The organism is Sphingomonas sp. SP2, from assembly GCF_058313385.1.
The window spans coordinates 1-23,805 of record NZ_JBZFLD010000002.1 but is presented as its reverse complement, the minus strand read 5'-3'; the positions used below and the strand labels follow the sequence as shown (position 1 = coordinate 23,805).

The window sequence follows — 23,805 nt, the reverse complement described above, 5'->3', positions numbered from 1 at the left end:
CTGTCCGGTCTTGGCGGCAAGGCCATGAAAGCGGCCGCTGGTTCATCGGCGGGCGAATGTCTGTTTTCGACCCATTGCGGACATTGCGACCGGCAGGTGTCGAAGCCTGCACCCGCTGCGCGGGACCGTTGTTACGGTGCGTCTACCATTCCGCCACGGTCGCTCAGCAAACATACGGGGGCTTATGTCCGCTTTCCACCCAAAGCCGTCGTCCGCCAAATCGCGCCAGGATCGCCGGCTGAATGTCCGCAATGAGTGGAAAGCGGGCATTCGACTTGTTAGTCTTCGAGGTATGCCCAGCGAGAAGAAAGCGATAGCGGCAGGGCAGAGGCGGAGGAAGGCAGCCGTCTTGGCCATTGCTGTCGCAGTTGTAACGATCGTTGCCGGTTATCGCCCACCGGGCGAGAAGACTTGCGAAAATCCCGTTACGCGGAAGTCTCCTGAGGGCAAGCTACTCATAAGCGTGCGGTGTGAGAGAAAGGGCTGGTCTTGGCGCTTTCCGCCATGGCATCGCTTGCCTTCAGACTAAGCCAATAATGTTATGATGTCCGCAACGGTCGGAGTCGGACTGTCCGCTTTGGGTGGAAAACGGACATCAAGCTGCTGAGCGAATCTCCCAATGGTCAGCATCCGGCGAGGCCGCGAGGAACTCGCGGACTTCAGTTCCCAAGTCATGCTGAGAATAAACGGAATACGTGTAGGAGTCGTGATATTCGGCCGGACCACCAATGCGTGTCCAGAACTCCGTCGCGATGCAAAGAATAGGACGACCATCGCCTTCAACGAGGATAAACAAGGGAGGCTCTCTTTCCTCCGGCGGCAACGCTGACCACTGGTCCCGAAAGTCTTCAAGCGACAGCGTCGTTTCGCTCCAGCCTCTTCGAGCGGGTGTCGCATCAATAACCTTGACGCCCTTCGCCCTCGGAACCTGCTGTGCGTAGTCGAGGAGCCGTAAAAACAGCGCCTCATCGAAATACATATCGACCTTGTCTGGCCGATACGTCTCCTGAATGACGGCTAGGCGGCTCAACAGTCCGTTCTCGCTCGCGTGCTTTGGGACCACCGTGTTGGCGTCAATGCCCGTCCGGAACCGTATCTCGGTTTTCACCTCGGTCGTCATCGTACCGATGATAGACGGCAAGCTAATGTCCGCAATGGGTCGGAAGCAGACATTGGCCCGATCGATGAACCAGTGGCAGCTTTTACGGACTCGCCGCGAAGTTTCGACCGTCCTCTGGCGGCCAGGTCCGGTCGTTCAGCTAAGCGCCCTTTTCGGTTGTTTAAGGCGTTCGCGCCGAGTCTCGATAGCGGCCATTCGTACCCGTTAGGAAATCTGCCGCCACAAAGGCGGCCGGCTAAGCGTGCCGCATTTATTTCGCGCGCCTCTTCTTCGCCTTTTTACGCCGCTTCAGCCGGCCTTGGTGATCCTCGATGTAGGCGCGATGAGCCTTGCGGTTGGTCTTATCGATATCGACTTTCAGATAATCACTCCGAAGCCGGGCAAGGATGCGATCGAGACCAGCACGCATCTGATTGCGGGCGTCGAGGATGTCGTTCCAATCCGCTTGCGCAGCATTGCGCTCAGCAAGCGTGTGCGGCCAAGCGAAGGCATGTACGTCGCCGTTGCCGACATCATGGTAGCGGTCGACGTGGGAGAGGGCGCGGCTCCAGCCGGTGTATAGCAACTCTACCGCTTCCTTAAGCTCAGGATCGTAGAGCTCGAACAGGCTGTTCTCCATCAGGCCGCGAAAGCCCTCCCAGAACCAAATGGCGCGCCCGCGAACGCGTTGGGGAAGCTCGAGAATAAAATCATCGATCGTCGGCAGGTGCAGCGCAGACATTAGCCATTTCATCTGCGCGGTGTCTCGGTCGTGCGCGATCCGCTCGGGCGACAAACCCTTGACCTCGGCGGGCCGCTTTGGATTTCGAACGACGATGGCCTTGAGCACGAAGCGCAGTGTTTCCGCGAGCTCCCGTTTCGCTTCTGCGGTGGCGCCCGGCCCGAGTTCATACGGAGTCGCGCGGTTCTGCTGAAAGTCGAACGGCATGTCGGTCGGGAACCGCCCATGGGCCTTGTTGAATAGCAAAATAACCCGTTCCCAGCCTACTTGGGCGACGCCGTAGCCGAGCTCAAAGGTGACGTTGGGATTGGGACAGGGACGCGCGGCACGGCGGCCGGTAATGCTGGTGACGTCGGCGACGATAATGTCGGCTTTTTCAAGCTTCTCGATGATCTTGTCGGAGATCTTAACCGCACCCGACGTATCGCGGGTCGCCTCGTCGATGACGAAGTCCAGATCGGGAAACTCCGCTCGCAGTTGCTTGGCAGCCTTGCGCAGACCAATGCGGATGGCATTGAGGTTAGTGTCAGCGGGGCGGTCGCTTTGCCAGGAGTAGAAGATCGTTACCGTCTTCGCCCGCTCCGCCTTGGCCATTTCCCGCTCCTTCGTTCCGCTGGACGCATATCATGGCGCCCGCCGGACGCATCAACCTTGAACCATTTTGGTTGCGGCGCACCAAGCAGGCGATCGAGCGCACAGCAACTTGGTTCTTAGCGCTGCCGCTCTTATGGCTCGAGTGGCCGGGGGCTGCTGACTCCACGTGTGGTATCTGGACGAAAGCGCGGCGCGGTGCACGACACAGCCATTGCAGAGGACATATGGATCAGAGAGAGCGCATTGCGCATCACGAAGCCGCGCACGCCGTTGTAGCCTTAGCCATGGGTCTTCCGACGCCATCGGCCGGCATCGAGATCGATCGGGAGAATCCAGAAACGGGCGGGCTCGGCAGCTTTTTCGCCAATCTGTGGGAGATCGAGGATTTGACGTTCCTAGAGGGTCCCGCCTTGGAGAAAGCGCAAGCGGAGCAGGTCAAATACGCGCGTTTCAACTTGATGGCGATACTCGCTGGCGCGGCATGCGATAGCCGGGTGCTGGGGGAGGACCTTATGGATACCCTATCGCAGCAGCATAGCGATCGAGCCGCCGCCATAGGCATACTCACCAGAATGGCCGTTCCCATGGCCGACCACGAGGAGTCGCTGCGCAATCAAATGAGTGATGCAGCATCAGCGCTGAAGGAATTTGAGATCTGGAACGCGATCAAGGAGGTTGCGACAGCCACGCTGGTCACAGGTCAACTGGCGGGCGAGAAGATCGAGGAAATCGCAAAGCCCTATGTCGCGGCGTGGCAGCAACGATTGCAAGCTGAGAAGGAAGCCTGAGACGGCGGGGGCCCGCCGCCTTGCGATTCTCTTGAAGTCTTCGGCGTCGTGACCGCGAACCTGTATGACGAAGCTTGGGGTCGCGGCCGCTCACCAGGCCCTCCGCGGAACGACAGATATCGCGCGCGCCGATGCTGAAAGCTGACAATCCGCTAACGGCCATCATGCGACCCGTGTTGAGGTGGCACGTTCATCGCACCGCAGCCTGACCATAACTCGGCTTCCTTCGAGGGAAAACGACATGAAATTTGCTACCCCGCTCGTTCTTTTAGTCCTCACGGCTGCAGCGTCGCCGCCTGGAAACACGTTCTTGGCGGACATGACGACCGCGATGGAGCGCATGCATCACGGCATGATGCGGCCTGCGAGCGGCGATCCAGACCGCGATTTCGCCGAGATGATGATTGTCCATCACGAGGGTGCGATCGATATGGCGAAAATCCAGCTCCAGTACGGAAAGAACGAACAACTTCGCCGCTTGGCGCAGGGGATTATCGTCGAACAGCAGCAGGAAATCGCGACGATGAAACGCATTCTGGATGAGCATAAAGCCAGTCATTGAACGTATCGCGGGAGGCCGCGTTAGGCTCGCAAGTTTTCAAGGAGATACGCCTGTGACCCACCGTTCAGTGGCCGCAATTGCGGCCGGCCTGCTGGCAATTGCGCCCGCCAAGGCGCAGCAGGTTCCGAACGGCAAATACGACGTACCGGTCAGCGCGCGTGATCGGTTCTACACGTCTGATCAGTTCTCGAACACGGTTTCAGTCATCGACCCATCGAGCAACCAATTGCTTGGGGTCATCAAGCTTGGCGACCAGACGCCGGGCAATCTCAGTCCGCTCTATAAGGGCCAGCTGCTGGTTCACGGCATGGGCTTCTCGCCCGACGGGAAGACGCTGGCGGTGGTATCGATCGGGTCGAATTCGGTCAGCTTCATCGACACCGAGACCAACACGGTGAAGCATACCGCCTACGTCGGACGCTCCCCGCACGAGGCCTTTTTTCGCCCCGATGGCCGCGAGGTATGGGTCAGCATCCGGGGCGAGGATTACGTCGCCGTGCTCGACGGCAAGACGTTCCGCGAAACAGGGCGGATCACGGTCCCTACCGGACCAGGTATGACCATCTTTTCGCCAGACGGGCGCTATGGCTTCGTCTGCTCCAGCTTCTCGCCGGAAACCGTGGCGATCGACACACGGACGAAAAAGGTCGCCGGGCGGGTCAAGCAGGCCAGCCCTTTCTGCCCCGACCTTGCCGCCACGCCGGACGGTAAGCAGGTGTGGCTAACATTGAAGGACGTCGGAAAGGTCATGGTGTTCGACGCTCGCCCGCCGTTCAATATTCTCAAGACGATCGATACTGGCCCGATCACCAATCACGTCAACATCGCGCGCACCGCGAAGGGGCAGTTCGCCTATGTCACGGTCGGCACCGAGAACGTCGTAAAGGTTTTCCGGACCAGCGATTTCGTCCAGGTGGCGTCAGTCCCGGTCGGCGCGCTACCCCATGGTCTTTGGCCGTCGGGCGACGGAAGCCGGATGTACGTCGGTCTGGAAAATGCCGACATGGTGGCGGTGATCGATACCGCCGCGAACAAGGTCATCGCCAACGTGCCCATCGGCCAGGGGCCGCAAGGCGTCGCCTATGTGCCGGGTGCGGTCACTTCCGGTGACGGACGGTCGAATTTGATGCCGCTGGCCAAGGCGCTGGCAAAGACCCAGCTGGAATTGTCCGGGACCGGGCGAAGCCAGGTCACACTGTTCGATCAGGGCCAGGTTCAGATCCTGCAGGCGGCGGTCGCGGGCCTTCCGCCCAAGACCGACTTCATCCTTGCACTTGCGGACCGGCCGGACGGGCGAGGCAAGCTGCAGCCGCTTGCCAAGTTCACGACAAACCCAGCGGGCAGCGCCATCGTCAACGCGATTGGCCCGATCCGTCAGGTCGTGACCGACGAGGCCAGTGACGATCGGCGTTACCTCGTCGTTGCTAATGGGACGCCCGATGCACCGGGCGCTCCGGTGCAAGTGCAGCGCTAGGCGAGGCCGATCGCGAATAGCAACGCAAAGCTGATTGCGCCGAGCAGCACGAGCGACAGGACGACCGTCGCGGTCACCGGCCCTCCGGCCTTGGCGACGGTGCGGACATCGACACCCAAGCCGAGCGCGGCCATTGAGACGATCGTAAGAAAGGTCGCCAGGGTGGCGAGCGGCGCTAGGATGGCCACAGGGATCAGCCCCAGCGAGCGGAGCGCAACCATCGCCAGGAAACCGAGGATGAACCACGGCGCCAGCTTGCTCAGCGGTGGAATTTTTCTAGTGGGAGCCTCGCCGGCAATTACTGCGTCGGCCGGCTCGGACTGAGGCGCGAGGCGCGGCGCGAGGAGGGCCAGAATCACGCACACCGGTCCTAGCATTAGCACCCGCACCAGCTTGACCAGCGTTCCCATTTGCACCGCTACTGCGCCCATTGGCGCGGCGGCGGCAATCACCTGTGGCACGGCATAGACGGTGAGGCCAGCGAACGCTCCATAGCCATGACTGCGCAGCCCGAGCGCCATGCCGATGAACGGCAGCGCCAACACCACGATGACCCCCAGCACTGCGGTAAAAGCGATCGACGCCGCGACGTCGTCTCCGTCAGCGCCGATCACCGGCGCAACCGCCGCGATGGCCGAGTTGCCGCAGATCGAATTGCCGCACGCCACCAGCAGTGCCATCCGCGTCGGCAATCCCAGCATCCGCCCGATGGCGAAGCTCGCGACGATGGCAATCGTCACTACTATGACGATTCCGAACAGAAGGGCCCAGCCGGCAGCCAGGATCGTAGCCGCGCTGACCGAAGCGCCGAGCAGCACAACGGCGATTTCCAGCAAGGTCTTGACGCTGAACTGGATTCCTTCGTGCCACCGCTCGCCGGGCGTCCACAGCGATCGAACCACCGCTCCCGCCAGAATCGCCATTACCAATGCCTCGATCCACGCCTTGCCAAGCAGCGCGATTTCGCCGGCTTGGAGGGCGTATGCCGCCCCGGTAACGGCAAGACATAGCAAGAGGCCGGGGACGATCGATCTCGGACCGAATGGGAGGGCGAAGCGGGCAAACATGGGCGCTCTCTAGCTCATTCGCGTCTTTCCGACGCGAGTTGTCAGCTTACAATTGCAGCTTGCGACAGCTCAGAGGGGACAACGCTGGGAGGTGCACAGCCGAGCCATGGCTTTGGATCAATAGCAGTTATCCCCGCGTGACTGGACGATTGTCTAGAATGCCGCCTTGTCGCCGAAAAGTGGACAGTCTCCTTACGGCCACCTACGGACGCTCGGGGAGCGGTGTGGTGGGCTGGCGAACCAGACCACAACTCCACTCAAATCTCGGTCGCTTCGGCGAGCGCCAAAGCATCTTCGACCTCTACACCAAGGTAACGGACCGTCGTTTCGATCTTGGTGTGGCCGAGTAGGATTTGCACTGCGCGTAGATTGCCAGTCTGCTTGTAGATCAGGGCTGCCTTCGTGCGCCGAAGCGAATGGGTGCCATAGTCCTCTCGACGCAGTCCGATCGCAGTGACCCACTCGTCTACCAGGCGACCATACTGGCGGGTACTCATGTGCGCGAACCGATCAACGCGGCTGGGAAAGACATAGTCGTCCAGCGAGCCACCGCGACGTTCAAGCCACTGAAGGAAGCTTGTACGAGCGGGCTCTAGGAGCTCGAACTGCACCGGGCGGCCAGTCTTCTGTTGGACGATGATGGCTCGCTGCCGGATGCGAGCTCCGCTGACCAGTTCATCGATCTTGATCTTCACGAGGTCGCAACCACGAAGCTTGCTATCGATGGCGAGGTCGAACAGCGCACGATCGCGCATGCGGTGCTCCTGGTCCAGGAAGAAGCGTACCGCCCAGACCTGTTTGGGCAGGAGCGGGCGCTTCGCACCAAGCTTACGGCCAACATTCCACGCGGGGCGGTCTTCCTGACCGGGATCGTAGATTGCATGTCCCATGCTTCATCTCCTCAGGCCAACGGCGGCCGAGGGGAAAACGAGCGAAGCGCCTTAGCTTGGTGGGAAGCGGAACGGCGGCTTTCGGGTGCGCGGAGGCGCATGGCGGACGCTCGTTCAGCTGCCAGGCTTTGGTCCTCTTCTGACCCCATTGCGAACATCAAGTCTCTTCTTATCATTCTAGGGATGGGTGTTTTCCGAACAACATGGCTGAGCGTGCTTGTCATTCTTCCGTTAGGGGCGTGTGATTCCCGTAACTTCGATGACATTCTTCAGACATCGATGGAGATGAGCGCCTATGCGGCTGGCTGTGATGCCGAGGCATCACGCGGAAAGCCGCTAATCGAGAACCGCGACTGCAGATATTTCATTTCCGCTCGGAAGCGGTTCCAGAAACAGGTCATACCAAAGTATGTTGCGGTAGGTGATACTTTCGGCATTGGGCATTGCCCGAGCGATTGCGAAGCCGCGTTCAACAACTTCAGCGATGCCGAACGAAAGTTCTACCGTGCTCTGGCGATATCCACCGCGCCGGAGGGCGTTAACATGGACGATGCGCTAGAAGCCGACAAGTTCGACAAAGTCGCCCGTTCTATACAAGCTACTCGTAGCTCTGGACGCTGAAGACATCGCCGCGCCTGGCATTCCGATTCACGTTGCCCAGCCTTTCTTGTCGTTCGCGTCAGGCCGAGCCGGACGGCGCTGAGTGGTGGTAAGCGGACCGGCTGCTTTCGGGTGAACACCTTCGAGTAGCCGTCGCTCGTTCAGGTAGATCGAGATGGCCGTTTTGCGCCCATTCCTGACGCTCAGCGTCGATGGGAAGAATCCGGCAAAACAGACATTCGTTCAGTCGTGGTGGCTATCGTCCGGCTCGACTGACCCTCTGTGATGACCAAAGTTTTGGAGGTGAAAGGACTGACTGAATGAAAGACATTCTAAACCAGAGTGACTGGACCGTTGCCGTGCTCGATATTGAGGCCTCGGCATTGGGTCTGGAAGCTATCCTCTCGAGGTCGGGTTGGCGCTGGTTCGCGGCCCCATTAGGACTATCGAATTTGGTGCCTCGCTGATCCGCCCGACGGAAGCATGGGTACGGAACGGTCTTTGGTCGGACGCGGCCGAAGCGGTTCACGGCATCCCGCTCGAGCTCGCAGTGAACGAGGGCGGCGACGTGTCACAGGTTTGCGACCGCCTAAATGCGCTGCTCGGGTTGAGAGCGGTCGTCACCAGTGATGCGCCTCGGTACGATCAGGATTGGCTCGACACCCTGTTCAAAGCTGCTGGGCGAGAGCAGCAGTTCACACTCTACAATTGTGAGATCCTCACGGCCGACTTTAGCTCTGATCAACACCGGCAGCTGGCCTACCTTCTCAGTCGCGCTCCCGTCCCGCACCGGGCCGGCCCTGATGCTCTTCGGCTCGCGTCGAAGCTGATGGAAGCCCACTTGGGATACCCGCCCAGGTGCGACCCTCTCAAGATCATCCCCGATGCGAAGGGCGATTAGAAGCGCTTGGATAGCTAAATGAGGGCGAGATGCTTTTGGGGCGAGGAATTGTGGCAGCTGTCGTGGGACGTTTATTCGTCGAAATCTCGCAGATTCATCGCGATAAGATAGTATTCCTCCACAATGCGATCATCGAGCGCAGCGACGTGACGGATCAAGGCACGGTGTTCGACCTTTCGATGGCGAAGACCGCTGCAGGATGTAGATTGCCCGTATGAACGCTGTTGAAATCGAAGAAGCTGTATCTGGACTTGCGTCCAAGCCGTTCAACAGCAAAGAATTTCCTTTCGAATTCCTGGCTGCTTTCGGCGCCAAGGAGACGTCGCTGAAGCGCCTGAGGAAGGGTGATTCTAACGCCAGTGACGTCGATGGAGGCATTCTGTGGCGCAATAACATTCACCTTGCCGTCGTCACTGAGGGTGGCGTCGCCGATGCCTTCGCTGCCCTACGGGCCAGTTCAAAGACCACGAGCGCCAAGGCCAAATTCGTCTTGGCGACGGACGGGCAATGGGTTGAGGCAGAGGACCTTCAATCGGGCGAGACCATCGCGGACGATTACGCCAACTTAACACAGCACTTTGGTTTCTTCCTCCCGCTGGCCGGCATTTCGACCGTTCGGGAAATCAAGAACAACCCGATCGACATCAAGGCGACGGGGCGGCTGAACCGGCTCTACGTCGAGTTGCTAAGGGACAATCCCGATTGGGCGACCTCGGAGCGGCGACCCGAGCTCAACCATTTCATGGCCCGGCTGATCTTCTGCTTCTTCGCTGAGGACACCGGCATTTTCCGCTCGGGCCAGTTCACTGCGACGGTCGAGCGAATGTCCCACGCCGGCCATGGCGCAGGCGAGGCGCAGTGGGGCAACACGCACGAGGTGCTCGAAGAGTTGTTCCGGGCAATGGACACTCCGGTAAAACACGAAGGGCGGTTCGACGATCGCCATCGCAAGGCTGCCGGCATCAAGTCCTGGGCCGACGTCTTTCCCTATGTGAACGGCAACTTGTTCAGCGGAGGCACCGCCTGTCCCCGGTTCAGCCGCATCGCCCGAACCTATCTGTTGCGGGCGGGCGAGCTCGACTGGAAGGAGATCAACCCCGACATCTTCGGCAGCATGATCCAGGCCGTCGCCGATGACGAGGAGCGCGGCGCGCTCGGCATGCACTACACTAGCGTGCCGAATATCTTGAAGGTGCTCAACCCGCTGTTCCTCGACGACCTGCGCAGGGCGCTGAAGGAGGCAGGGGACCATGGCCGCAAGCTGCTAAACTTGCGGAACCGCATGTCGAGGATCCGGGTATTCGACCCGGCCTGCGGCAGCGGCAACTTCCTCGTCATCGCCTACAAGGAAATGCGGGCGATCGAGGCTGAGATTAATCAGCGCCGAGGCGAGCCTGAACGCAAGTCCGAAATCCCGCTGACCAATTTTCGCGGCATCGAACTGCGGGACTTCCCCGCCGAGATTGCGCGGCTGGCGCTCATCATCGCCGAGTATCAGGCGGATGTCCTCTACCGGGGGCAAAAGGAGGCTATTGCTGAGTTTTTGCCGCTTAATTCCAAGAATTGGATTACTTGCGGCAACGCGTTGCTGCTCGACTGGCTGAGCATCTGCCCTCCGACCGGAAAAGGGGTGAAGGTGCGCGGCGACGATCTTTTTCAGACGCCGCTCGATCAGTCAGAAATCGATTTTGAGAACGCCGGAGGGGAAACTTACCTATGCGGCAATCCTCCCTATCTCGGCGCTCGCGACCAGAATGCGGAGCAAAAAAGGCACATCGAGCGATTGTTCGCCGAAAAAGACAAAAACTGGAAATCCCTCGACTACGTTGCGGGATGGTTCTTCAAGGCGGCTTTATACGGATGCGAAACGGCATCCGCCACTGCATTCGTTACGACAAATTCTCTTTGCCAAGGCGGGCAGGTCTCCATTCTATGGCCGCTAATTTTTCAAACAGGCCATGAGATATTCTTCGCACATACCTCTTTCCGGTGGACGAACCTCGCGAGTCACAATGCGGGTGTCACGGTCGTCGTTGTCGGTATTGAGCGTCGTGCTCGGAGCCCAAGATGGATATTTTCTGCTGACAAGGATGGCACTACAACAGAACTGCAATGCGCGGAAATCAACGCCTACCTTGCTCCCGCTAAAAATATCATCGTCGAGAAGGTCAGCAAGCCAATTGGCCACCAATCCGAGATGACCTTCGGCAACACTCCGATCGACGGAGGGCACCTCCTTATGACACGGGAGGAAAAATCGTCTCTCGGTCTAAGTCCCGAGCAAGAGACGAGATTCGTCAGGAGGATACATGGATCAGCTGAATTTATAAGAGGGTTGGAAAGGCACTGCCTCTGGATCGAAGACGAGTACTTACAGGAAGCTCTTACTATTCCAAGCATTGAAAGGCGGATTGAAGCAGTGCGCGCCTTGCGGAAAAAGGGTGGAACGACTGCACAGTATATTTCTGACCGTCCGCATCAATTTCAGCGGATGATTAAAGCCAAGAAAAGCTTGATCATTGTTCCCGTAACCTCTTCAGAGAATCGTGAGTATCTCCCCGTTGGCTTGCTAAACGGTCAAGAAATTGTCCTAAACACGGCCAACGCAGTCTACGATGCCTCGCTATGGAATCTAGCCATCATCGCATCAAAATTGATGCATAGTTGGATTGGAACCGTGTGCATTAGAATGAGAACTGATTTTCGTTTCACCCCTACCCTCGGTTGGAACACCTTCCCGCTGCCCAAGCTCACGGAGCAGAACAAGGTTGATCTCAGCTGCTGCGCCGAAAAAATCCTTCTCGCGCGCGAGGCGCATTTCCCGGCGACCATCGCCGACCTCTACGATCCCAAGGCCATGCCAGAAGACCTCCGCCGCGCGCACGAGGAGAATGACGAGGTGCTCGAGCGCATCTACATCGGCCGCCGTTTCCGCAACGACACCGAACGCCTCGAAAAGCTTTTCGAGCTCTACACCAAGATGGCCGGCAAGAAGGCGACCGCATGAGTGGCGCGTCACTATCAGTGCTGCCGTCCACGGACGAGCTCGAGGGGCTATTCGTCAACAATGAGAATCTGGACCGCATCGCGGCTTATCTCAATCGCTTCAACCCGATCCGCACCATGCGGATGGAGCATATGGAGGTTCGGCATTCGGCCATCCTCGCCTGGCTACTCGATCCATCGGAAACCCACGGCTTCTCCGACCGCTTCCTGAAGGCTTTCATCGGCGAGGCGCTGCGGGGACGCAGCGATTTAGGCCACCCCACGGCGCTCGAGATATCGCAAAGTGACTTGCGGGACGCCGAGATACGCCGGGAGTGGCAGAACATCGACCTGCTCATCGTATCGCGGCAGAACGCATGGGCGTTCATCGTCGAGAACAAATTTAATTCCCGTCAACATCAGGGCCAGCTGGCCAAATATGCTGGCCGCGTCACCGCAATCTACGAGGAGACATCGCGCCCGATGACCGTGCGGGGCATCTTTCTCACCTTGCACGACGAAGAGCCAGAGGACGCTCGCTACGCACCGATCAACTACGCCACGATCGTCGAACTTCTGCCGCGGCTCATGGCAATCGAAGGCCAGGCCTTCGGGCAGGAAGTGACGACGTTTTTGAATCACTACATCGAGGTGCTGAAGGATGCGACGGGGATGAGCGAGGAATTCGACGCAATGGAGGCCTTGGCCCGTCAGTTGTACCAGAAGCATCGGAAGGCGCTGGACTTCATATTTGAGCACGGCGCCAGCACCGATTTTTCGCTGGCTATCGAGGCCATCTTCGGGTCGGACGTGGAGTACGGGTCGATCGCCGAAATCGGCGGCCTTAAATACATGTATTCCTGGAATAACACCGACACCCTGGGCCTCATCCCGCTGGACTGGAAAGACGCTCTCGGCGGGGACGACTATGTCTGGCCGGGCTGTAAGAACTGGCAGGCCGAATACCCCGTGGCGGTCTGGCTTCTGCTTCGGCCGTCAGAGGACGGGACGTCAGGCTCCCTGAGCGTGAAAACTGAAGTCGGGCCGTTCGCAAATTTTGAGGGACGCGCCGCTCTAATCGAGCGGATCAAGGAAGTCGCCAGCGAGCAGGGTCTCGAAAGCTTCAAGTTTCAGAATAACGCGGCGGACGAGGGGAGGCGCTATTCCCGCTTTCTTCGTCGCAATACCGTCCAAATCCACGATCTCAGCGACGCCAGCGAAATCGCCGATGCCATTCGGAAGGCTTTGAAACCCTTCCACGACGACTTTGCTGCGCTGACTCCAGCGTTTGCTGATCTCACGAAGTATGCGGAACCCGCCTGATGCCGGTCGAATCCATTCCAGCCGTTGCGATCACCACCTCTCGAACCGGCGCAAGCGTTCACTCGAACGAGATGGGCATGCGTCCCATGCAGGAGCGCGCTTACGCCCGTCGCGGCGAGCAATATCTGTTAATCAAGTCACCGCCGGCCTCGGGCAAGTCCCGGGCGTTGATGTTCATCGCGCTCGACAAGCTGCACAATCAGGGCCTGAAGCAGGCGATCATCGTGGTGCCGGAGCGTTCGATCGGCGCCAGCTTCGCTGATGAGCCGCTCAGCAATTTCGGATTCTGGGCGGATTGGGAGGTGAAGCCGCAGTGGAACCTATGCAACGTGCCTGGCGCCGACGATCCCAAGGTCGCCAAGTCGAAGGTCAAAGCGGTTGGCGAGTTTCTAGCTAGCGACGACAGGGCGCTGGTCTGCACCCATGCGACGTTCCGGTTTGCGGTCGAAGGGCTGGGCATCGAAGCCTTTGACGATAGGCTGATTGCCGTCGACGAGTTTCATCACGTGTCAGTCGATGTCGACAATCGCCTGGGTAGTCAGCTTGCCCAGATCATCGCCCGCGACAAGGCGCATGTCGTCGCGATGACGGGAAGCTATTTCCGCGGTGACGCGCTGCCCGTGTTAAGTCCCGAGGACGAAGCGAAGTTCGATACGGTGACCTACACCTACTACGAGCAGCTCAACGGCTACGAATATTTGAAGTCACTGGGAATTGGCTACAGCTTCTACACCGGTCCCTACGTCGAGAAGATCAACGCGCTGCTCGACCCGAACGTCAAGACAATCGTTCATATCCCCTCGGTCAATTCGCGCGAAAGCACGAAGGACAAGCATCGCGAGGCCGAGGAGATCATGGGCCATCTTGGCGAGTGGGACGGCGTCGATGATGCGACTGGCTTCCATCGAATCAAGACGGTCGACGGCAAAATCATCCGCGTTGCCGATTTGGTCGATGACGATGCCGCCAAGCGCGATAAGGTCATCACCGCGTTGAAGTCACCGCAATCGCGCAAGGACCGTGATTTTGTCGACGTCATCATAGCGCTCGGGATGGCTAAGGAGGGCTTCGACTGGATCTGGTGCGAGCACGCCCTGACCGTCGGCTATCGCTCAAGCCTTACCGAGATCATCCAGATCATCGGTCGCGCGACCCGTGATGCGCCGGGCAAGGAAACCGCGCGCTTCACGAACCTGATAGCCGAACCTGACGCTTCGCCCGATGCGATCACGAACGCCATCAACGACACTTTGAAGGCAATCGCCGCCAGCTTGCTGATGGAGCAGGTGCTGGCGCCGCGTTTCGAATTTACGCCGAAAGACACTGGGCCGAAGCCCGGCTTCGACTATGGCGACGGCGGGTATCATGCCGGCAAGAACAACGTTGGCGTGAACGATCATGGCCAGATGCATTTCGAAATTGGCGGCTTGGTCCAGCCCAAGGGCGCAGAGGCGAAACGAATCTGCAAGGAGGACCTGACCGAACTGATGGCCGCCTTTATTCAGGACAAGCCGTCGCTCGAACGGGGCTTGTTCGACGCCGACGCGGTTCCTGAGGAGCTGACGGTGATGCGGATGGGGAAGATCGTCGCAGACAAATATCCGGAGCTCAGCGATGAGGACAAGGAGGTCGTCCGCCAACATGCCATCGCGGCGCTGACCGTCACGCAGCAGGCGCGAAAAATCATCGACGGCGGCGATGAGGGCGAAACCAAGCCGAACATGGCGTTCGTCGAGGGCGTTCGGAAGTTCGCGATGGACGTGCGTGAGCTCGACATCGACATGATTGATCGAATCAACCCTTTCGAGGCAGCCTATGCTGTCCTCGGCAAGGCAATGAACGAAAGCACCCTTCGCCAGGTGCAGGCCGCCATCAACGCCAAGAAGGTCAACTTGACCTACGATGAAGCGCGGGCGCTGGCAGAGCGGGCCTTGCAGTTCAAAAAGGAGAGGGGGCGCTTGCCGTCATTGACTGCGCAGGATGCCTGGGAGCGGCGCATGGCCGAGGGCGTGGCCTACCTACAGCGCAACACGAAGAGGGCGGCCGCCGGTGATTGAGCTTTCTGACGAAGACCTGCTTGCCGAGCTTGGTGTCGAAGTCGCGCCTGAAAAAAAGCGGACGCATACGCCGCGCGAAGAACGGATCATCGCGGGTTTCGAGGATATCCAGCGCTTCGTCGCCGAGCATGGCCGTGCTCCACAGCATGGCGAGGATCGCGACATCTTCGAGCGCCTTTATGCCGTTCGCCTCGATCGTCTTCGGACCCAGCAGCATTGTAGGGCATTATTGGAAGACCTCGATCCCGACGGCCTCCTCGATGTCGAGACGGAATCGGGAACAGACGTCACGACGCTCGATGACGATGACCTCTTGGCAGAGTTGGGCATCGAGGCAGCCGATCACGACGACGACATTACTCGGCTGCGGCACGTGGCGCCGGCAGCCGAGCGCAAGGCTTCGGAAGAGATCGCCAACCAGCAACGCTGCGCCGACTTCGATGTCTATCGACCTCTCTTCGATGATGTCGAACGTGATCTAGCCAGCGGAGCGCGCGTCACGCGGCCCTTCGGCAAGGACGCCGCCATCGAGAAAGGCGACATCTTCATCCTTCGCGGCCAAATGGCCTATGTCGCTGACGTCGGTGAGCAGATTAAGGCCGCCAATGGCCAATTCGACGCCCGGCTCCGGGTCATCTACTCGAACGGAACGGAGAGCAATCTACTCGCGTGGTCGCTTCAGCGAGCGCTTTACAAGGATGAAGGCGCTCGTCGAGTAAGTGATCAGGCGGCCGGGCCCTTGTTTGGAGCGGCCCCTGAAGATGACGATCTCGCAAGTGGCACGATATACGTGCTGCGTAGCGAGTCGAATCATCCCTTTGTCGCTGAGCATCGCGAACTGATTCACAAGATCGGCGTAACAGGTGGGATGGTGGAGGCCCGGATCGCCAATGCTCCGAAGGACCCCACGTTTCTCTTCGCCGGCGTGGTTGTTGTCCGGCGGTATCAGCTGTTCAACATCAGTCGTTCGAAGCTGGAAAGCGTTCTTCACCGCGTTTTTGCGGAAGCTCGTCTCGACGTCGGTTTGCGCGATCGCTTCGACCAGCCGGTCCAGCCACGAGAGTGGTTTCTGGTGCCGCTTCACGCTATCGATGAGGTCGTCGAGCGCATCAAGGATGGCACGATCGTGGAGTTCCGCTATGATCGCGAAACCGCTCAATTGGAGCGGTGCTGAGGGAAGCCATTTGCTCGGATCGACATTCGCCTCGTTCGGTATATTTCGGGCAAGCGGGATCGACAAGACTGCTAAGTCACTATTCTTTCAGGTGGAAATTGGATGGTCCCCTGCATTGACATCGCAGGGGTCGCAAGTTCAATCCTTGCCACGCCCACCATTTAGAAGCCTCGGAAGACCAAGCGGTTTTCTGGGGCTTTTTCTTTGGCCTGTCAGTCCGGGTGAGGGATCCGGGTGAAATCCGGATGTAGGTGCGGCTTGGAATGGGAACGGGCAGTGAACGCTCGTTATTGCTGCCGACGATTTACGCCCTTCTTGTTGTTGGTCGGTTGGCGGAATTACCTCGTCTGGTGGAAAGCGGACTGGCAGCTATCCGGTGAACAATGCCAACAAGCTGCCGTTCGTTCAGGCGGACCAAGACGTCGGCTTAGCACCCGTTAAGGACGCTCGGCGCTGGCGTGCTGCTTATCAGAACCAGCCACTTGTTTAGCTCAGCGGCGTTCGTCAGATTTCTAGGGAGTGTGACCCCTCAGCTAGTTGCCGCAAGCCAGCGTGCACATAAGTCGCGCAAGGCATCCGCACGTCGCTCGACTTCCGCCCTATCCTGGAAAACAATCACACCCCGGTCGGGCGCCGGCCATTGCGCCAAGCCCCCCGGATCTTCAAACCTGAACCCGTCGACCGTTTGAGGTCTGGCGCCACGATGCACGACCACGCGGACGCCGCCCTTGCGGTCGAGACCAAGCGTAATCCGGTCTTGGCCCCCAAGCGAGAAGCTTGGCGCATTCCACTTTATGCCTTCTGTCAGCGCAGGATGGGAAGCCGCAACAATCTCCCGGATGGCATCGACCGTCTGGACCGTCTGGATGTCGAGGCTTTCCCTGAAGCGTTCGATTTCCTTGGCCACGTTTACCTCCCAGGTGTCATCATGTTCCGCCGTGTTGAAGCACCGGTGCTGTGGATCGAAAACCCTGCCCTAAATGTCACGCCCCATGCTCAGGACCCATCATGCGCGGCTTGGCTGTCCACCGGCGCCTCCGCGCGGTCCGTCATACCGTAGTCACGGACAATATTGGCGATCCGAAGCCGGTAGTCGCTGAACACTCCCGTGCGGCCAAGCCTTTGCGTTGCGCGATGGGCGGATGTGTTGCGCCAGGCGGCGACAGCTGCCTCGTCACGCCAGAAGGAGAGCGACAGGAGCTTGCCTGGCTCGGCGAGGCTTTCAAATCGTTCGATTGAGACGAAGCCGTCGATGCGATCGAGGTTAGGACGCAACGCTGCAGCGAGGTCGAGGTAGCGCTCCTGTTCGCCCGGTGCTGGCCTCGCCTCGAACAGTACCGCTATCATCGCTGCACCACAAGTGCGTGCGGCGCGGAAGCAAGGCGGAGGAACAGGCGCTCCTCACGCTTGATGAACTGCTCACGCTGGCTGAAGGCGTAATTCTCGCGGCCAAGTGGATCTTCTCGCAGGCGCTCGCGATAGGCCTCGTAAGCGGCAAGACTGCCGACCGTATAGACCCCATAAGCCGTGGTCGCCGAACCCTCGTGCGGCGCGAAATAGCCGATGAGGTCGGCACCGCAACGTGGGATGGCTTGCCCCCAGTTGCGGGCATATTCGTCAAAGGCGGGCAGCTTGTAAGGGTCGAGTTCGTAGCGGATGAAGCAGGTAATCACGTGCGGTCTCCAGTTGTGCATTTCACTTACCGGAGGTCGTGCCGGTGTTGCTTTGGTCCCCGCCGAAGCGTTTTGCCTCGCTGTTCACTAGGCTATCAGTTGTCCTGGACCAGAAACCCGCATGACGAACATCACCTCCCTCGCTGGCATGGCCTCTTTAATGGGGGAGCCCGCGCGTGCAGCGATGCTGGTGACCTTGATGGACGGGCGCGCGCTGACTGCAGGCGAACTGGCCGACGCTGCCGGCGTGACGCCCCCGACCGCTAGCGGGCACCTTGGCCAAATGCTTCAATCGGGCCTGCTTGCGCTCGAGCGGCAGGGACGACATCGTTACTACCGCCTTGCCAGCACATCGGTCGCCGATCTGATCGAGCGCATGTTGTCGCTCTCTGGAGAGTTGGAGAGGGCATATCCCCGTAGACCGGTGCGGACAGGGCCGAGCGACCGGGCGCTGAGGCGCGCCCGACTGTGCTACGACCACCTGGCCGGCGAGGTAGCGGTTGCGATCGCCGACTGCCTGATTTCGCGCGGAGAGCTGGAATTCGGACCGGACGGCGGCGTTCTGACGGAAGATGGTCGCGCATTCCTAGCCGAGCTGGGTGTCGAACTCGATCCAGACGCGGCGGTCCTTTCGCACGGAGTTGCCTTCTGCCGGCCCTGCCTGGACTGGAGCGAGCGTCGGCCACATATCGCGGGGCTTGTCGGACGCGCTATGTACAAAAACTTCGTACGGTTGGGTTGGATGCGCCGGTCAGATGCGGGCCGAACCATTCTGATCACCCCGCCAGGAACGCTGGCGCTGAGCCGGCATTTCGGCGTTGCACTCGGATGAAGCCCGTAATCCGATCCCGAGAACGAGGCAGGGGGGAAGCAGACCCTGGCTCCCGGCCAAGTGCTTCCGCTCACCCGAACCTGCCGGTGCGGCCACCGATGGTGGGAAGCGGACCGGCCGGTTTCGGGCCGGCGATAGCGGTTGCAGACGCTCGTTCACGAAGGGCGCCGGGTCAGCTAGGCGCCCTTTTCGGACGCTACCGGGGCACTCATCGCCCCCCGCGAACGGATGTTCGTTCAGCTAAGCCGCTAATGCCCAAATTCTAAGTTCGAGTGGCCAGCCTCCAAGACAAAGACTCAGGCGGAAGACCGTGTTAGGCCATTGTCAGATTTCATAGGTCTCACATCCAGCGTTTTGTGCAAGAAGCGCACGATACGGCGCCAGGCGTCACTTGTGGAGAAACCGTCGGCGTCCAGGTCTGGCTTGCGCGGATCGTCCGAGCTATCGGCCCACAGCCGGGTCGGATAGGTGCCGTCTCCGCAAATTCCATGGCCTGCCTTTTGATAGACGACCAGCTCGGACTGCCGCCCCTTGCTGGCGCGCACCATCTCTTCATGGTTGGCCTTCGCCATCGCACCGGACGCCCAGACCTCGTCCCGTCCGGAACCCAACCACAGGAAGCGAGCGGAAGCTTTTTCGACCTTGATGCGAGCTAGCCGCGCCGCGTCGGGGTCGGCCGACCGCCGGCTCTCATAATAAGCGGTATTGTTGTAGTATGTGGAGCGATCGTCCCCGGGAGGAAGGGAGATGTATGGCAGTGGCTTTCCCTGCCAACTCCACGACGACATCTGCTCGGGCCTTGCGAGCGACGTCGCTGCCTTGTTGCGGGGGTCACCAATCCCGTAGCCTTCCCACACGGAGTCACTCGGCACGCAGGCTGCCACTGCCCTGATCCACGGTAGGTAAGTGGCCGCGACCGCCGCATACTCCGCACCTTTTGAATGACCATAGACCCCAATGCGTCCCGCGTCGGCCTCGGGTTGCTGCGCCAGCCACTTGCGCACCTCGTCCAGCAATTCGATCGGCTGATTGATATGTGCGTTCGGCACTCCGGGAACCTGCTTGAGGTCCCACGCAAAATAGTTGAGCGCGAAGGCTGCGAAGCCCTGTCCCGCAAAGCGTTGAGCGAGCGCGAGCGCTCCCTCCTTGTCACCGCCTTCGCTTCCGTGCAGCAGAATGACCGCTGGATGCCTCCTGCCGTCGGCGGGCGCCGCATAGGCGCCGTTCAGTACCCCGGCTCCGATTTGCGCAGTCCTCAGGTTCGGAGGTGGGGCACTCCGCAGGCTCGCCTGCGCCCGCATCGTTTCGCCGACCGTGACGACGATCCTGCCTTCGCCGTCCCTCAAGAGCCGCGGGTCGAAGCCGGCCACGAGGGCCAACGCTAGGAGGGGGTCGCCCGGCTTGCGGCCCGACCAGAGCAGTCCATAGGGATCGCGCCCCTGGTAAGTGCCTGAGCGTACCGGCGTGCGGGCGATGTCGACCTCACCTCGGCGGTCGGCCTGCACGTCGGCCCATGCATGGAGCCACACCGGCACCTGCTTCCAACCGGTCCGCTTCGCGGGATCGTCGGTCTCCCATCGAGAGAACATGCGAAAGACATGAAGCCGGGCCTTGGCCCTTGGCTGCAGACCCGAGACCCTGATGACGGGGGCGAAGCCAAGGATGACCGGCGGCGCGTCGATCCTGACCTCGGCCGCGAGAGGGCGCCCAAGCGAGGCAAGGGAAAGAAGTATCAGCAAACGTCGCAAGATCATGTTCGTTGTCCCGATCCACCGGTCCGCCGGGCCGATCCGTTGACTGTTCACCGGCAATGCTTTGCAGTCATCCTCAGCGTGGCGGGACGAGTCCCATGATGGCGAGGCTGTTTCCGTCGGGATCCTTGAACTGCTGGAGCTTCAACTCGCCGCCCGCCGTGCGTTGAACCGTTTCAACCGGGCCCTCCAGGGTCACGCCCGACGCCTTCAAGCGGACCAGGGACGTATCGAAGTCCGGCGCATCAAAGTAGAGGATGGAGGTCGGACGGACGCTGGGACGATCCTTGTCGAGGGCGATCATGAGGCGCATGCCGGCGACGTCGAAGAAGCTCATGCCGTTGCTCTCGAACATCAACGGCAGTCCCAACTTGTCACGATAGAAGGCGGTCGCCCGGGGCAGATCGGTGGTTGTAAGCGCGACCTGCTGCAAGCGGTGACCGCCCAGTTCGGCAGAAGCTCCTGGCGCAGACTGCGCCGAGAAGCCCGCAGACGGCAACGAGGACGCGATCAACAGGCAAGCCAGTCTTGCGCCATTCCTGATGAGCAGCTTGGTTCTGGGCATCGTCATTCCTCCTCCTTGCTTGAGCGTTGCGGGACCGCCTGTGCCATCAGCGCCAGCGGTCGCCCGTCGGGATCGTTGAAGAATGCCATCCACTCTTCCGTCCCATCCTCGTGACGATGGATGCAGTGCGGAGCGCTGATGAACCGCACTTTCTTCCTTGAGAGGGCAGCGTGCGCCGCCCTGATGTCGCGGGTGGAAAAGTAGAGAATAGAATCGGCCGTTCCTTCTCCCTCGCTCAGCATGAGGCGAACTCCGCCGCAGTCGAAGAAGGCCAGACGGCCAAAGCTGTAGAGGTGAGGCAGGCCAAGCACTTCGCGATACCAGCGCTCCGCCGAAGCAATGTCGCTGACGCTTCGTGCAACCTGGCCAAGTGGGCCAAGACCGGTCGATTCATCCCTGGAAGAGCCGTTACGTGAGAGATTGCTGTTCATGCTCACTCCGTTCCAGCGCCGAAGTTCCTGCCTGTTGGCGAACCCGAGCTTCGAGAGGGCGTTGCCGACGTGGAACTTCACCGCATCTGCACTGATCCCCAGGCGAGCGGCGATCGCCTTGTTGGTCGAGCCGTGCCTTACGCCTTCAGCCACCCTCCATTCGGCCGGGGTCAGGACATCGGGATGCGGAGGGCGGCCGGGAGGCCTGGCGCTGGTCATGACGATGATCCTAGAAGTGGATCGGCGGCTTTACCCTACCCTGGTGCAAGATGCGGAACTGGCGGCGGTAAGCCTCGCCAGCTCCGCCATCAGGGCGTCATCGACCGACTTGAAATTGAAGCAGGACTTGCCCTGCCGACGGGCATTCAGGGCCTGCGAGATTTCCTTTCCGAGAGCCGGGTCCTCGTAGAGCGGGAACAGGTGATAGGCGACGTAGCTCTTCTTGATCGCCACCGCGCCGAACCAGATCGGCTTACCGGTACTCGGATCGGTCCGCCGCGTATGGAGCACCAAATCACCTGGCGCGTCATGGACGATCTCCTGCTCAGGTGCGGCGGAGATCATGATCCGCCTGAGAGCCGCATAGACTTCGTTAAAGCTGCTCATCGGCTCGCCCGGGTGGCATCCGTTTGCCGGAACCGCCCGGCAATGACGGTGCCAAGGCGCCAGCCGCAGAAGAGCGCGAGAACGGCTACCGGCATGAACCATAGCGGGTGCGGGAAGGCGAACAGGTTGATCAGCGCCAGCAATGCCAGCAGCATGGGAACAAAGATGCTGGTCCTGTGGTCCGCAACGGCGGCCGCGACCATGCTTCCGGCAAGGGCACCCAGGCCGTAGCCAAAAATCACGGCCGCGAACAGCTGGTCACCGGCAAGCGACCCGTGGGCGACAGTCTCGACGGCGGCGATGACCAGACTTGCTGCGGCAGCCCCCGTGACGACAGCAATAACCTTGCGCACCACAGTCATCGGCTTAGCCTCCCACGATCCGGCACGATGCGTATTACCGTCAGAGTATGATGCCGGTCTTGTAAAAAGCGGTCAGCTCAGGCGCAGCAGATGAGGGGGATTGACGGCGGGTCGCGCGCGAAGCCTGCCGGGCGTGACCCCCGTCAGACGCATGACGTCCCTACCGAAATGGGCCTGGTCGGCAAAGCCATGCTCGTAGGCGAGGCTGGCAAGCGGCCTGCTGCGGTCACGAAGGGCCGGGTCGCGAAGGACTGCGTCAAGCCGGCTGAGAAGCTGCCATTGCTTGGGGGAAACTCCGACCTGCCTGGCGAAGTGCCGCCGCAGGGTGCGAGGCGAGGCAATGTCTTCAAGCGGGTTGCGAGCGAGCAGCGGCCGCGGAAACCTCGCGGTCAACCACTCAGCGAGCACGTCGAATAGGTGCGCTTCGGTGCAAGCTCCACGCAGACGCCGCCTCAATGTGGCAACGTCGCCGCCAAAATAGCGTGCCAGCGCGACAGGCGGCGTTCCATCGCCTCTCGGTAAGTTCGGGAACAGGAGGGTAGCTGCCCATGGCTCCAGCCGTGCGCCGATCAGTCGCCTTTTACCGACCGATCGAGCGAAGCGTGGTGCGAGCTGGAGAGGAGTGATCCAGGCATCCCTGAACCGGTGCTCGCATCCGCCTGGCGCGGCGCGCCACCAGTGCAGTCCCGCCAGACTGACCACCAGCTCCACATGGGGCTTGGGCAAGCCCGCGCTCATCTTGCCGTCGTCCTCCAGGAGCCAGAACTCCCGAATGATGGACGAGAGGTGCCTAGGAGCAGATTGAGTCACGAATCGCATCGGCGGAGCAACTCTTGTCTAACTCTGAATATCAAGCAACAAGCATTGAGCGAAAATACCCGGTCACGACACGCTACTGAGCGGGTGGCCGATCTGGTCTAAGTCGCAAATGTGAATGTCCGCTCTGACGCCCGCATGACCGAAGAGCGGACATTCAGCCATCGGCCACTTGCCGACAAACGAGCTACCTAACCCTAGGGTCTGCTCGTGGTGGGAAGCGGAACGACCGCTATCGGCCTAGAATTGGCAGAAGCGGACATTGGTTCAGTTCCGCAGCCTCGACAGCAATGCGCCCTTCCCAGTCATTCACGGCCGGTAGGCTGGCGCCAGCAAGCAGACGCTCGTTCAGCTGCCAGGCTAATGTCTGCTTTCGACCCATTGCGGACATTTAGCGGGTTACCGGATTGGTCTGGTCGCCGCCCACATTTCCGGACGAAACCAATTGCAGGTGAGGTCGGGCTTAGCGTCCCGCAGTCGATCGAATTCCGGTTTCGGAGCGACACAGGCGAT

Annotated in this window: 24 protein-coding genes and 1 tRNA gene; 11 read left to right on the top strand and 14 right to left on the bottom strand. The window is 60.2% G+C overall.

Annotation, left to right across the window (positions count from 1 at the left end; translation table 11 throughout):
- Positions 1 to 84: 84 nt before the first annotated feature.
- The 3 genes from AC4GYU_RS10700 to AC4GYU_RS10690 all read right to left on the bottom strand — a co-directional run bounded on the left by AC4GYU_RS10700 (position 85) and on the right by AC4GYU_RS10690 (position 2,435).
- A tRNA-OTHER gene (locus AC4GYU_RS10700) sits at positions 85 to 163 on the bottom strand.
- A gap of 432 nt (positions 164 to 595) precedes the next feature.
- Complete coding sequence (locus tag AC4GYU_RS10695; RefSeq protein ID WP_491086938.1) at positions 596 to 1,120, bottom strand: hypothetical protein; 525 nt, start codon at positions 1,118 to 1,120, stop codon at positions 596 to 598.
- A 250-nt stretch (positions 1,121 to 1,370) separates the two neighbouring features.
- Entirely contained in the window at positions 1,371 to 2,435 is a 1,065-nt protein-coding gene (locus tag AC4GYU_RS10690) for a hypothetical protein (RefSeq protein WP_491086937.1), read from the bottom strand.
- Between the two features lie 32 nt (positions 2,436 to 2,467).
- Here AC4GYU_RS10690 and AC4GYU_RS10685 point away from each other — a divergent pair, with 32 nt between their 5' ends.
- The 3 genes from AC4GYU_RS10685 (at position 2,468) to AC4GYU_RS10675 (ending at position 5,259) form a co-directional block, all read left to right on the top strand.
- The gene (locus AC4GYU_RS10685; RefSeq protein WP_491086936.1) at positions 2,468 to 3,223 is read left to right on the top strand and encodes a hypothetical protein; all 756 of its coding nucleotides are present in this window, start codon (positions 2,468 to 2,470) and stop codon (positions 3,221 to 3,223) included.
- A gap of 241 nt (positions 3,224 to 3,464) precedes the next feature.
- A complete protein-coding gene (gene copM, locus AC4GYU_RS10680; protein WP_126717947.1) occupies positions 3,465 to 3,785 on the top strand; it encodes a CopM family metallochaperone in 321 nt (106 codons plus the stop codon).
- Positions 3,786 to 3,837: 52 nt separating this feature from the next.
- Positions 3,838 to 5,259, top strand: coding sequence for a YncE family protein (locus tag AC4GYU_RS10675; protein ID WP_491086935.1), 1,422 nt, complete (start codon positions 3,838 to 3,840; stop codon positions 5,257 to 5,259).
- Here AC4GYU_RS10675 and AC4GYU_RS10670 read toward each other — a convergent pair.
- Positions 5,256 to 6,326 carry a YeiH family protein gene (locus AC4GYU_RS10670; RefSeq protein ID WP_126717945.1) on the bottom strand — a complete coding sequence of 357 codons (1,071 nt, stop codon included), beginning with the start codon at positions 6,324 to 6,326 and terminating at the stop codon, positions 5,256 to 5,258. The two genes, AC4GYU_RS10675 and AC4GYU_RS10670, sit on opposite strands and share 4 nt — an antisense overlap.
- A 257-nt stretch (positions 6,327 to 6,583) precedes the next feature.
- A complete protein-coding gene (locus AC4GYU_RS10665; RefSeq protein ID WP_491086934.1) occupies positions 6,584 to 7,216 on the bottom strand; it encodes a tyrosine-type recombinase/integrase in 633 nt (210 codons plus the stop codon).
- Positions 7,217 to 7,315: 99 nt separating this feature from the next.
- Between AC4GYU_RS10665 and AC4GYU_RS10660 the strand changes: the two genes are divergently transcribed.
- The 7 genes from AC4GYU_RS10660 (at position 7,316) to AC4GYU_RS10630 (ending at position 16,256) form a co-directional block, all read left to right on the top strand.
- The gene (locus AC4GYU_RS10660) at positions 7,316 to 7,837 is read left to right on the top strand and encodes a hypothetical protein (protein ID WP_491086933.1); all 522 of its coding nucleotides are present in this window, start codon (positions 7,316 to 7,318) and stop codon (positions 7,835 to 7,837) included.
- A 394-nt stretch (positions 7,838 to 8,231) separates the two neighbouring features.
- Positions 8,232 to 8,717: a hypothetical protein gene (locus AC4GYU_RS10655; RefSeq protein ID WP_491086932.1), complete on the top strand. Its 486-nt coding sequence runs from the start codon at positions 8,232 to 8,234 to the stop codon at positions 8,715 to 8,717.
- A 62-nt stretch (positions 8,718 to 8,779) separates the two neighbouring features.
- Positions 8,780 to 8,935, top strand: coding sequence for a hypothetical protein (locus AC4GYU_RS10650; protein ID WP_491086931.1), 156 nt, complete (start codon positions 8,780 to 8,782; stop codon positions 8,933 to 8,935).
- On the top strand, positions 8,932 to 11,724 hold the full coding sequence (locus tag AC4GYU_RS10645; protein ID WP_491086930.1) for a class I SAM-dependent DNA methyltransferase: 2,793 nt from the start codon (positions 8,932 to 8,934) through the stop codon (positions 11,722 to 11,724). Before AC4GYU_RS10650 ends, AC4GYU_RS10645 begins: the two co-directional genes overlap by 4 nt.
- Positions 11,721 to 13,025: a PDDEXK-like family protein gene (locus AC4GYU_RS10640; protein WP_491086929.1), complete on the top strand. Its 1,305-nt coding sequence runs from the start codon at positions 11,721 to 11,723 to the stop codon at positions 13,023 to 13,025. The genes AC4GYU_RS10645 and AC4GYU_RS10640 overlap by 4 nt, the downstream gene beginning before the upstream one ends.
- Entirely contained in the window at positions 13,025 to 15,082 is a 2,058-nt protein-coding gene (locus AC4GYU_RS10635) for a DEAD/DEAH box helicase (RefSeq protein ID WP_491086928.1), read from the top strand. The genes AC4GYU_RS10640 and AC4GYU_RS10635 overlap by 1 nt, the downstream gene beginning before the upstream one ends.
- Entirely contained in the window at positions 15,075 to 16,256 is a 1,182-nt protein-coding gene (locus AC4GYU_RS10630; protein ID WP_491086927.1) for a GIY-YIG nuclease family protein, read from the top strand. Before AC4GYU_RS10635 ends, AC4GYU_RS10630 begins: the two co-directional genes overlap by 8 nt.
- A 529-nt stretch (positions 16,257 to 16,785) precedes the next feature.
- Here the strand turns inward: AC4GYU_RS10630 and AC4GYU_RS10625 are convergent.
- From AC4GYU_RS10625 to AC4GYU_RS10615, 3 genes are all read right to left on the bottom strand, one after another.
- The gene (locus tag AC4GYU_RS10625; protein WP_491086926.1) at positions 16,786 to 17,163 is read right to left on the bottom strand and encodes a DUF1801 domain-containing protein; all 378 of its coding nucleotides are present in this window, start codon (positions 17,161 to 17,163) and stop codon (positions 16,786 to 16,788) included.
- An 89-nt stretch (positions 17,164 to 17,252) separates the two neighbouring features.
- Positions 17,253 to 17,603 (bottom strand): antibiotic biosynthesis monooxygenase family protein, encoded by a 351-nt coding sequence (locus tag AC4GYU_RS10620; RefSeq protein ID WP_491086925.1) that lies wholly within the window; start codon positions 17,601 to 17,603, stop codon positions 17,253 to 17,255.
- On the bottom strand, positions 17,600 to 17,929 hold the full coding sequence (locus AC4GYU_RS10615; protein ID WP_491086924.1) for an NIPSNAP family protein: 330 nt from the start codon (positions 17,927 to 17,929) through the stop codon (positions 17,600 to 17,602). Before AC4GYU_RS10615 ends, AC4GYU_RS10620 begins: the two co-directional genes overlap by 4 nt.
- 121 nt (positions 17,930 to 18,050) lie before the next feature.
- Between AC4GYU_RS10615 and AC4GYU_RS10610 the strand changes: the two genes are divergently transcribed.
- On the top strand, positions 18,051 to 18,761 hold the full coding sequence (locus AC4GYU_RS10610; RefSeq protein ID WP_491086923.1) for an ArsR/SmtB family transcription factor: 711 nt from the start codon (positions 18,051 to 18,053) through the stop codon (positions 18,759 to 18,761).
- A gap of 296 nt (positions 18,762 to 19,057) precedes the next feature.
- Here the strand turns inward: AC4GYU_RS10610 and AC4GYU_RS10605 are convergent, their stop codons facing one another.
- The 6 genes from AC4GYU_RS10605 to AC4GYU_RS10580 form a co-directional block, all read right to left on the bottom strand.
- Positions 19,058 to 20,515, bottom strand: coding sequence for an acyl-CoA thioesterase/bile acid-CoA:amino acid N-acyltransferase family protein (locus tag AC4GYU_RS10605; RefSeq protein ID WP_491086922.1), 1,458 nt, complete (start codon positions 20,513 to 20,515; stop codon positions 19,058 to 19,060).
- 73 nt (positions 20,516 to 20,588) lie between these two features.
- Entirely contained in the window at positions 20,589 to 21,083 is a 495-nt protein-coding gene (locus AC4GYU_RS10600) for a VOC family protein (protein WP_491086921.1), read from the bottom strand.
- Entirely contained in the window at positions 21,080 to 21,727 is a 648-nt protein-coding gene (locus tag AC4GYU_RS10595; RefSeq protein WP_491086920.1) for a LuxR C-terminal-related transcriptional regulator, read from the bottom strand. The genes AC4GYU_RS10600 and AC4GYU_RS10595 overlap by 4 nt, the downstream gene beginning before the upstream one ends.
- 30 nt (positions 21,728 to 21,757) lie before the next feature.
- Positions 21,758 to 22,114 (bottom strand): hypothetical protein, encoded by a 357-nt coding sequence (locus AC4GYU_RS10590; protein ID WP_491086919.1) that lies wholly within the window; start codon positions 22,112 to 22,114, stop codon positions 21,758 to 21,760.
- A complete protein-coding gene (locus tag AC4GYU_RS10585) occupies positions 22,111 to 22,476 on the bottom strand; it encodes a hypothetical protein (RefSeq protein WP_491086918.1) in 366 nt (121 codons plus the stop codon). The genes AC4GYU_RS10590 and AC4GYU_RS10585 overlap by 4 nt, the downstream gene beginning before the upstream one ends.
- A gap of 72 nt (positions 22,477 to 22,548) precedes the next feature.
- Positions 22,549 to 23,295 (bottom strand): helix-turn-helix transcriptional regulator, encoded by a 747-nt coding sequence (locus tag AC4GYU_RS10580; protein ID WP_491086917.1) that lies wholly within the window; start codon positions 23,293 to 23,295, stop codon positions 22,549 to 22,551.
- Positions 23,296 to 23,805 lie beyond the last annotated feature (510 nt).

Bases quoted from the DNA above. Each gene is read 5' to 3' on its own strand.
- AC4GYU_RS10610 (WP_491086923.1), top strand. From the start codon at position 18,051: ATGACGAACATCACCTCCCTCGCTGGCATGGCCTCTTTAATGGGGGAG.
- AC4GYU_RS10660 (WP_491086933.1), top strand. From the start codon at position 7,316: ATGGCGGACGCTCGTTCAGCTGCCAGGCTTTGGTCCTCTTCTGACCCC.
- AC4GYU_RS10620 (WP_491086925.1), bottom strand. From the start codon at position 17,603: ATGATAGCGGTACTGTTCGAGGCGAGGCCAGCACCGGGCGAACAGGAG.
- AC4GYU_RS10645 (WP_491086930.1), top strand. From the start codon at position 8,932: ATGAACGCTGTTGAAATCGAAGAAGCTGTATCTGGACTTGCGTCCAAG.
- AC4GYU_RS10600 (WP_491086921.1), bottom strand. From the start codon at position 21,083: ATGACGATGCCCAGAACCAAGCTGCTCATCAGGAATGGCGCAAGACTG.
- AC4GYU_RS10595 (WP_491086920.1), bottom strand. From the start codon at position 21,727: ATGACCAGCGCCAGGCCTCCCGGCCGCCCTCCGCATCCCGATGTCCTG.
- AC4GYU_RS10685 (WP_491086936.1), top strand. From the start codon at position 2,468: ATGGCGCCCGCCGGACGCATCAACCTTGAACCATTTTGGTTGCGGCGC.
- AC4GYU_RS10640 (WP_491086929.1), top strand. From the start codon at position 11,721: ATGAGTGGCGCGTCACTATCAGTGCTGCCGTCCACGGACGAGCTCGAG.
- AC4GYU_RS10690 (WP_491086937.1), bottom strand. From the start codon at position 2,435: ATGGCCAAGGCGGAGCGGGCGAAGACGGTAACGATCTTCTACTCCTGG.
- AC4GYU_RS10580 (WP_491086917.1), bottom strand. From the start codon at position 23,295: ATGCGATTCGTGACTCAATCTGCTCCTAGGCACCTCTCGTCCATCATT.
- AC4GYU_RS10695 (WP_491086938.1), bottom strand. From the start codon at position 1,120: ATGACGACCGAGGTGAAAACCGAGATACGGTTCCGGACGGGCATTGAC.
- AC4GYU_RS10605 (WP_491086922.1), bottom strand. From the start codon at position 20,515: ATGATCTTGCGACGTTTGCTGATACTTCTTTCCCTTGCCTCGCTTGGG.
- AC4GYU_RS10590 (WP_491086919.1), bottom strand. From the start codon at position 22,114: ATGAGCAGCTTTAACGAAGTCTATGCGGCTCTCAGGCGGATCATGATC.
- AC4GYU_RS10665 (WP_491086934.1), bottom strand. From the start codon at position 7,216: ATGGGACATGCAATCTACGATCCCGGTCAGGAAGACCGCCCCGCGTGG.
- AC4GYU_RS10585 (WP_491086918.1), bottom strand. From the start codon at position 22,476: ATGACTGTGGTGCGCAAGGTTATTGCTGTCGTCACGGGGGCTGCCGCA.
- AC4GYU_RS10635 (WP_491086928.1), top strand. From the start codon at position 13,025: ATGCCGGTCGAATCCATTCCAGCCGTTGCGATCACCACCTCTCGAACC.
- copM (WP_126717947.1), top strand. From the start codon at position 3,465: ATGAAATTTGCTACCCCGCTCGTTCTTTTAGTCCTCACGGCTGCAGCG.
- AC4GYU_RS10670 (WP_126717945.1), bottom strand. From the start codon at position 6,326: ATGTTTGCCCGCTTCGCCCTCCCATTCGGTCCGAGATCGATCGTCCCC.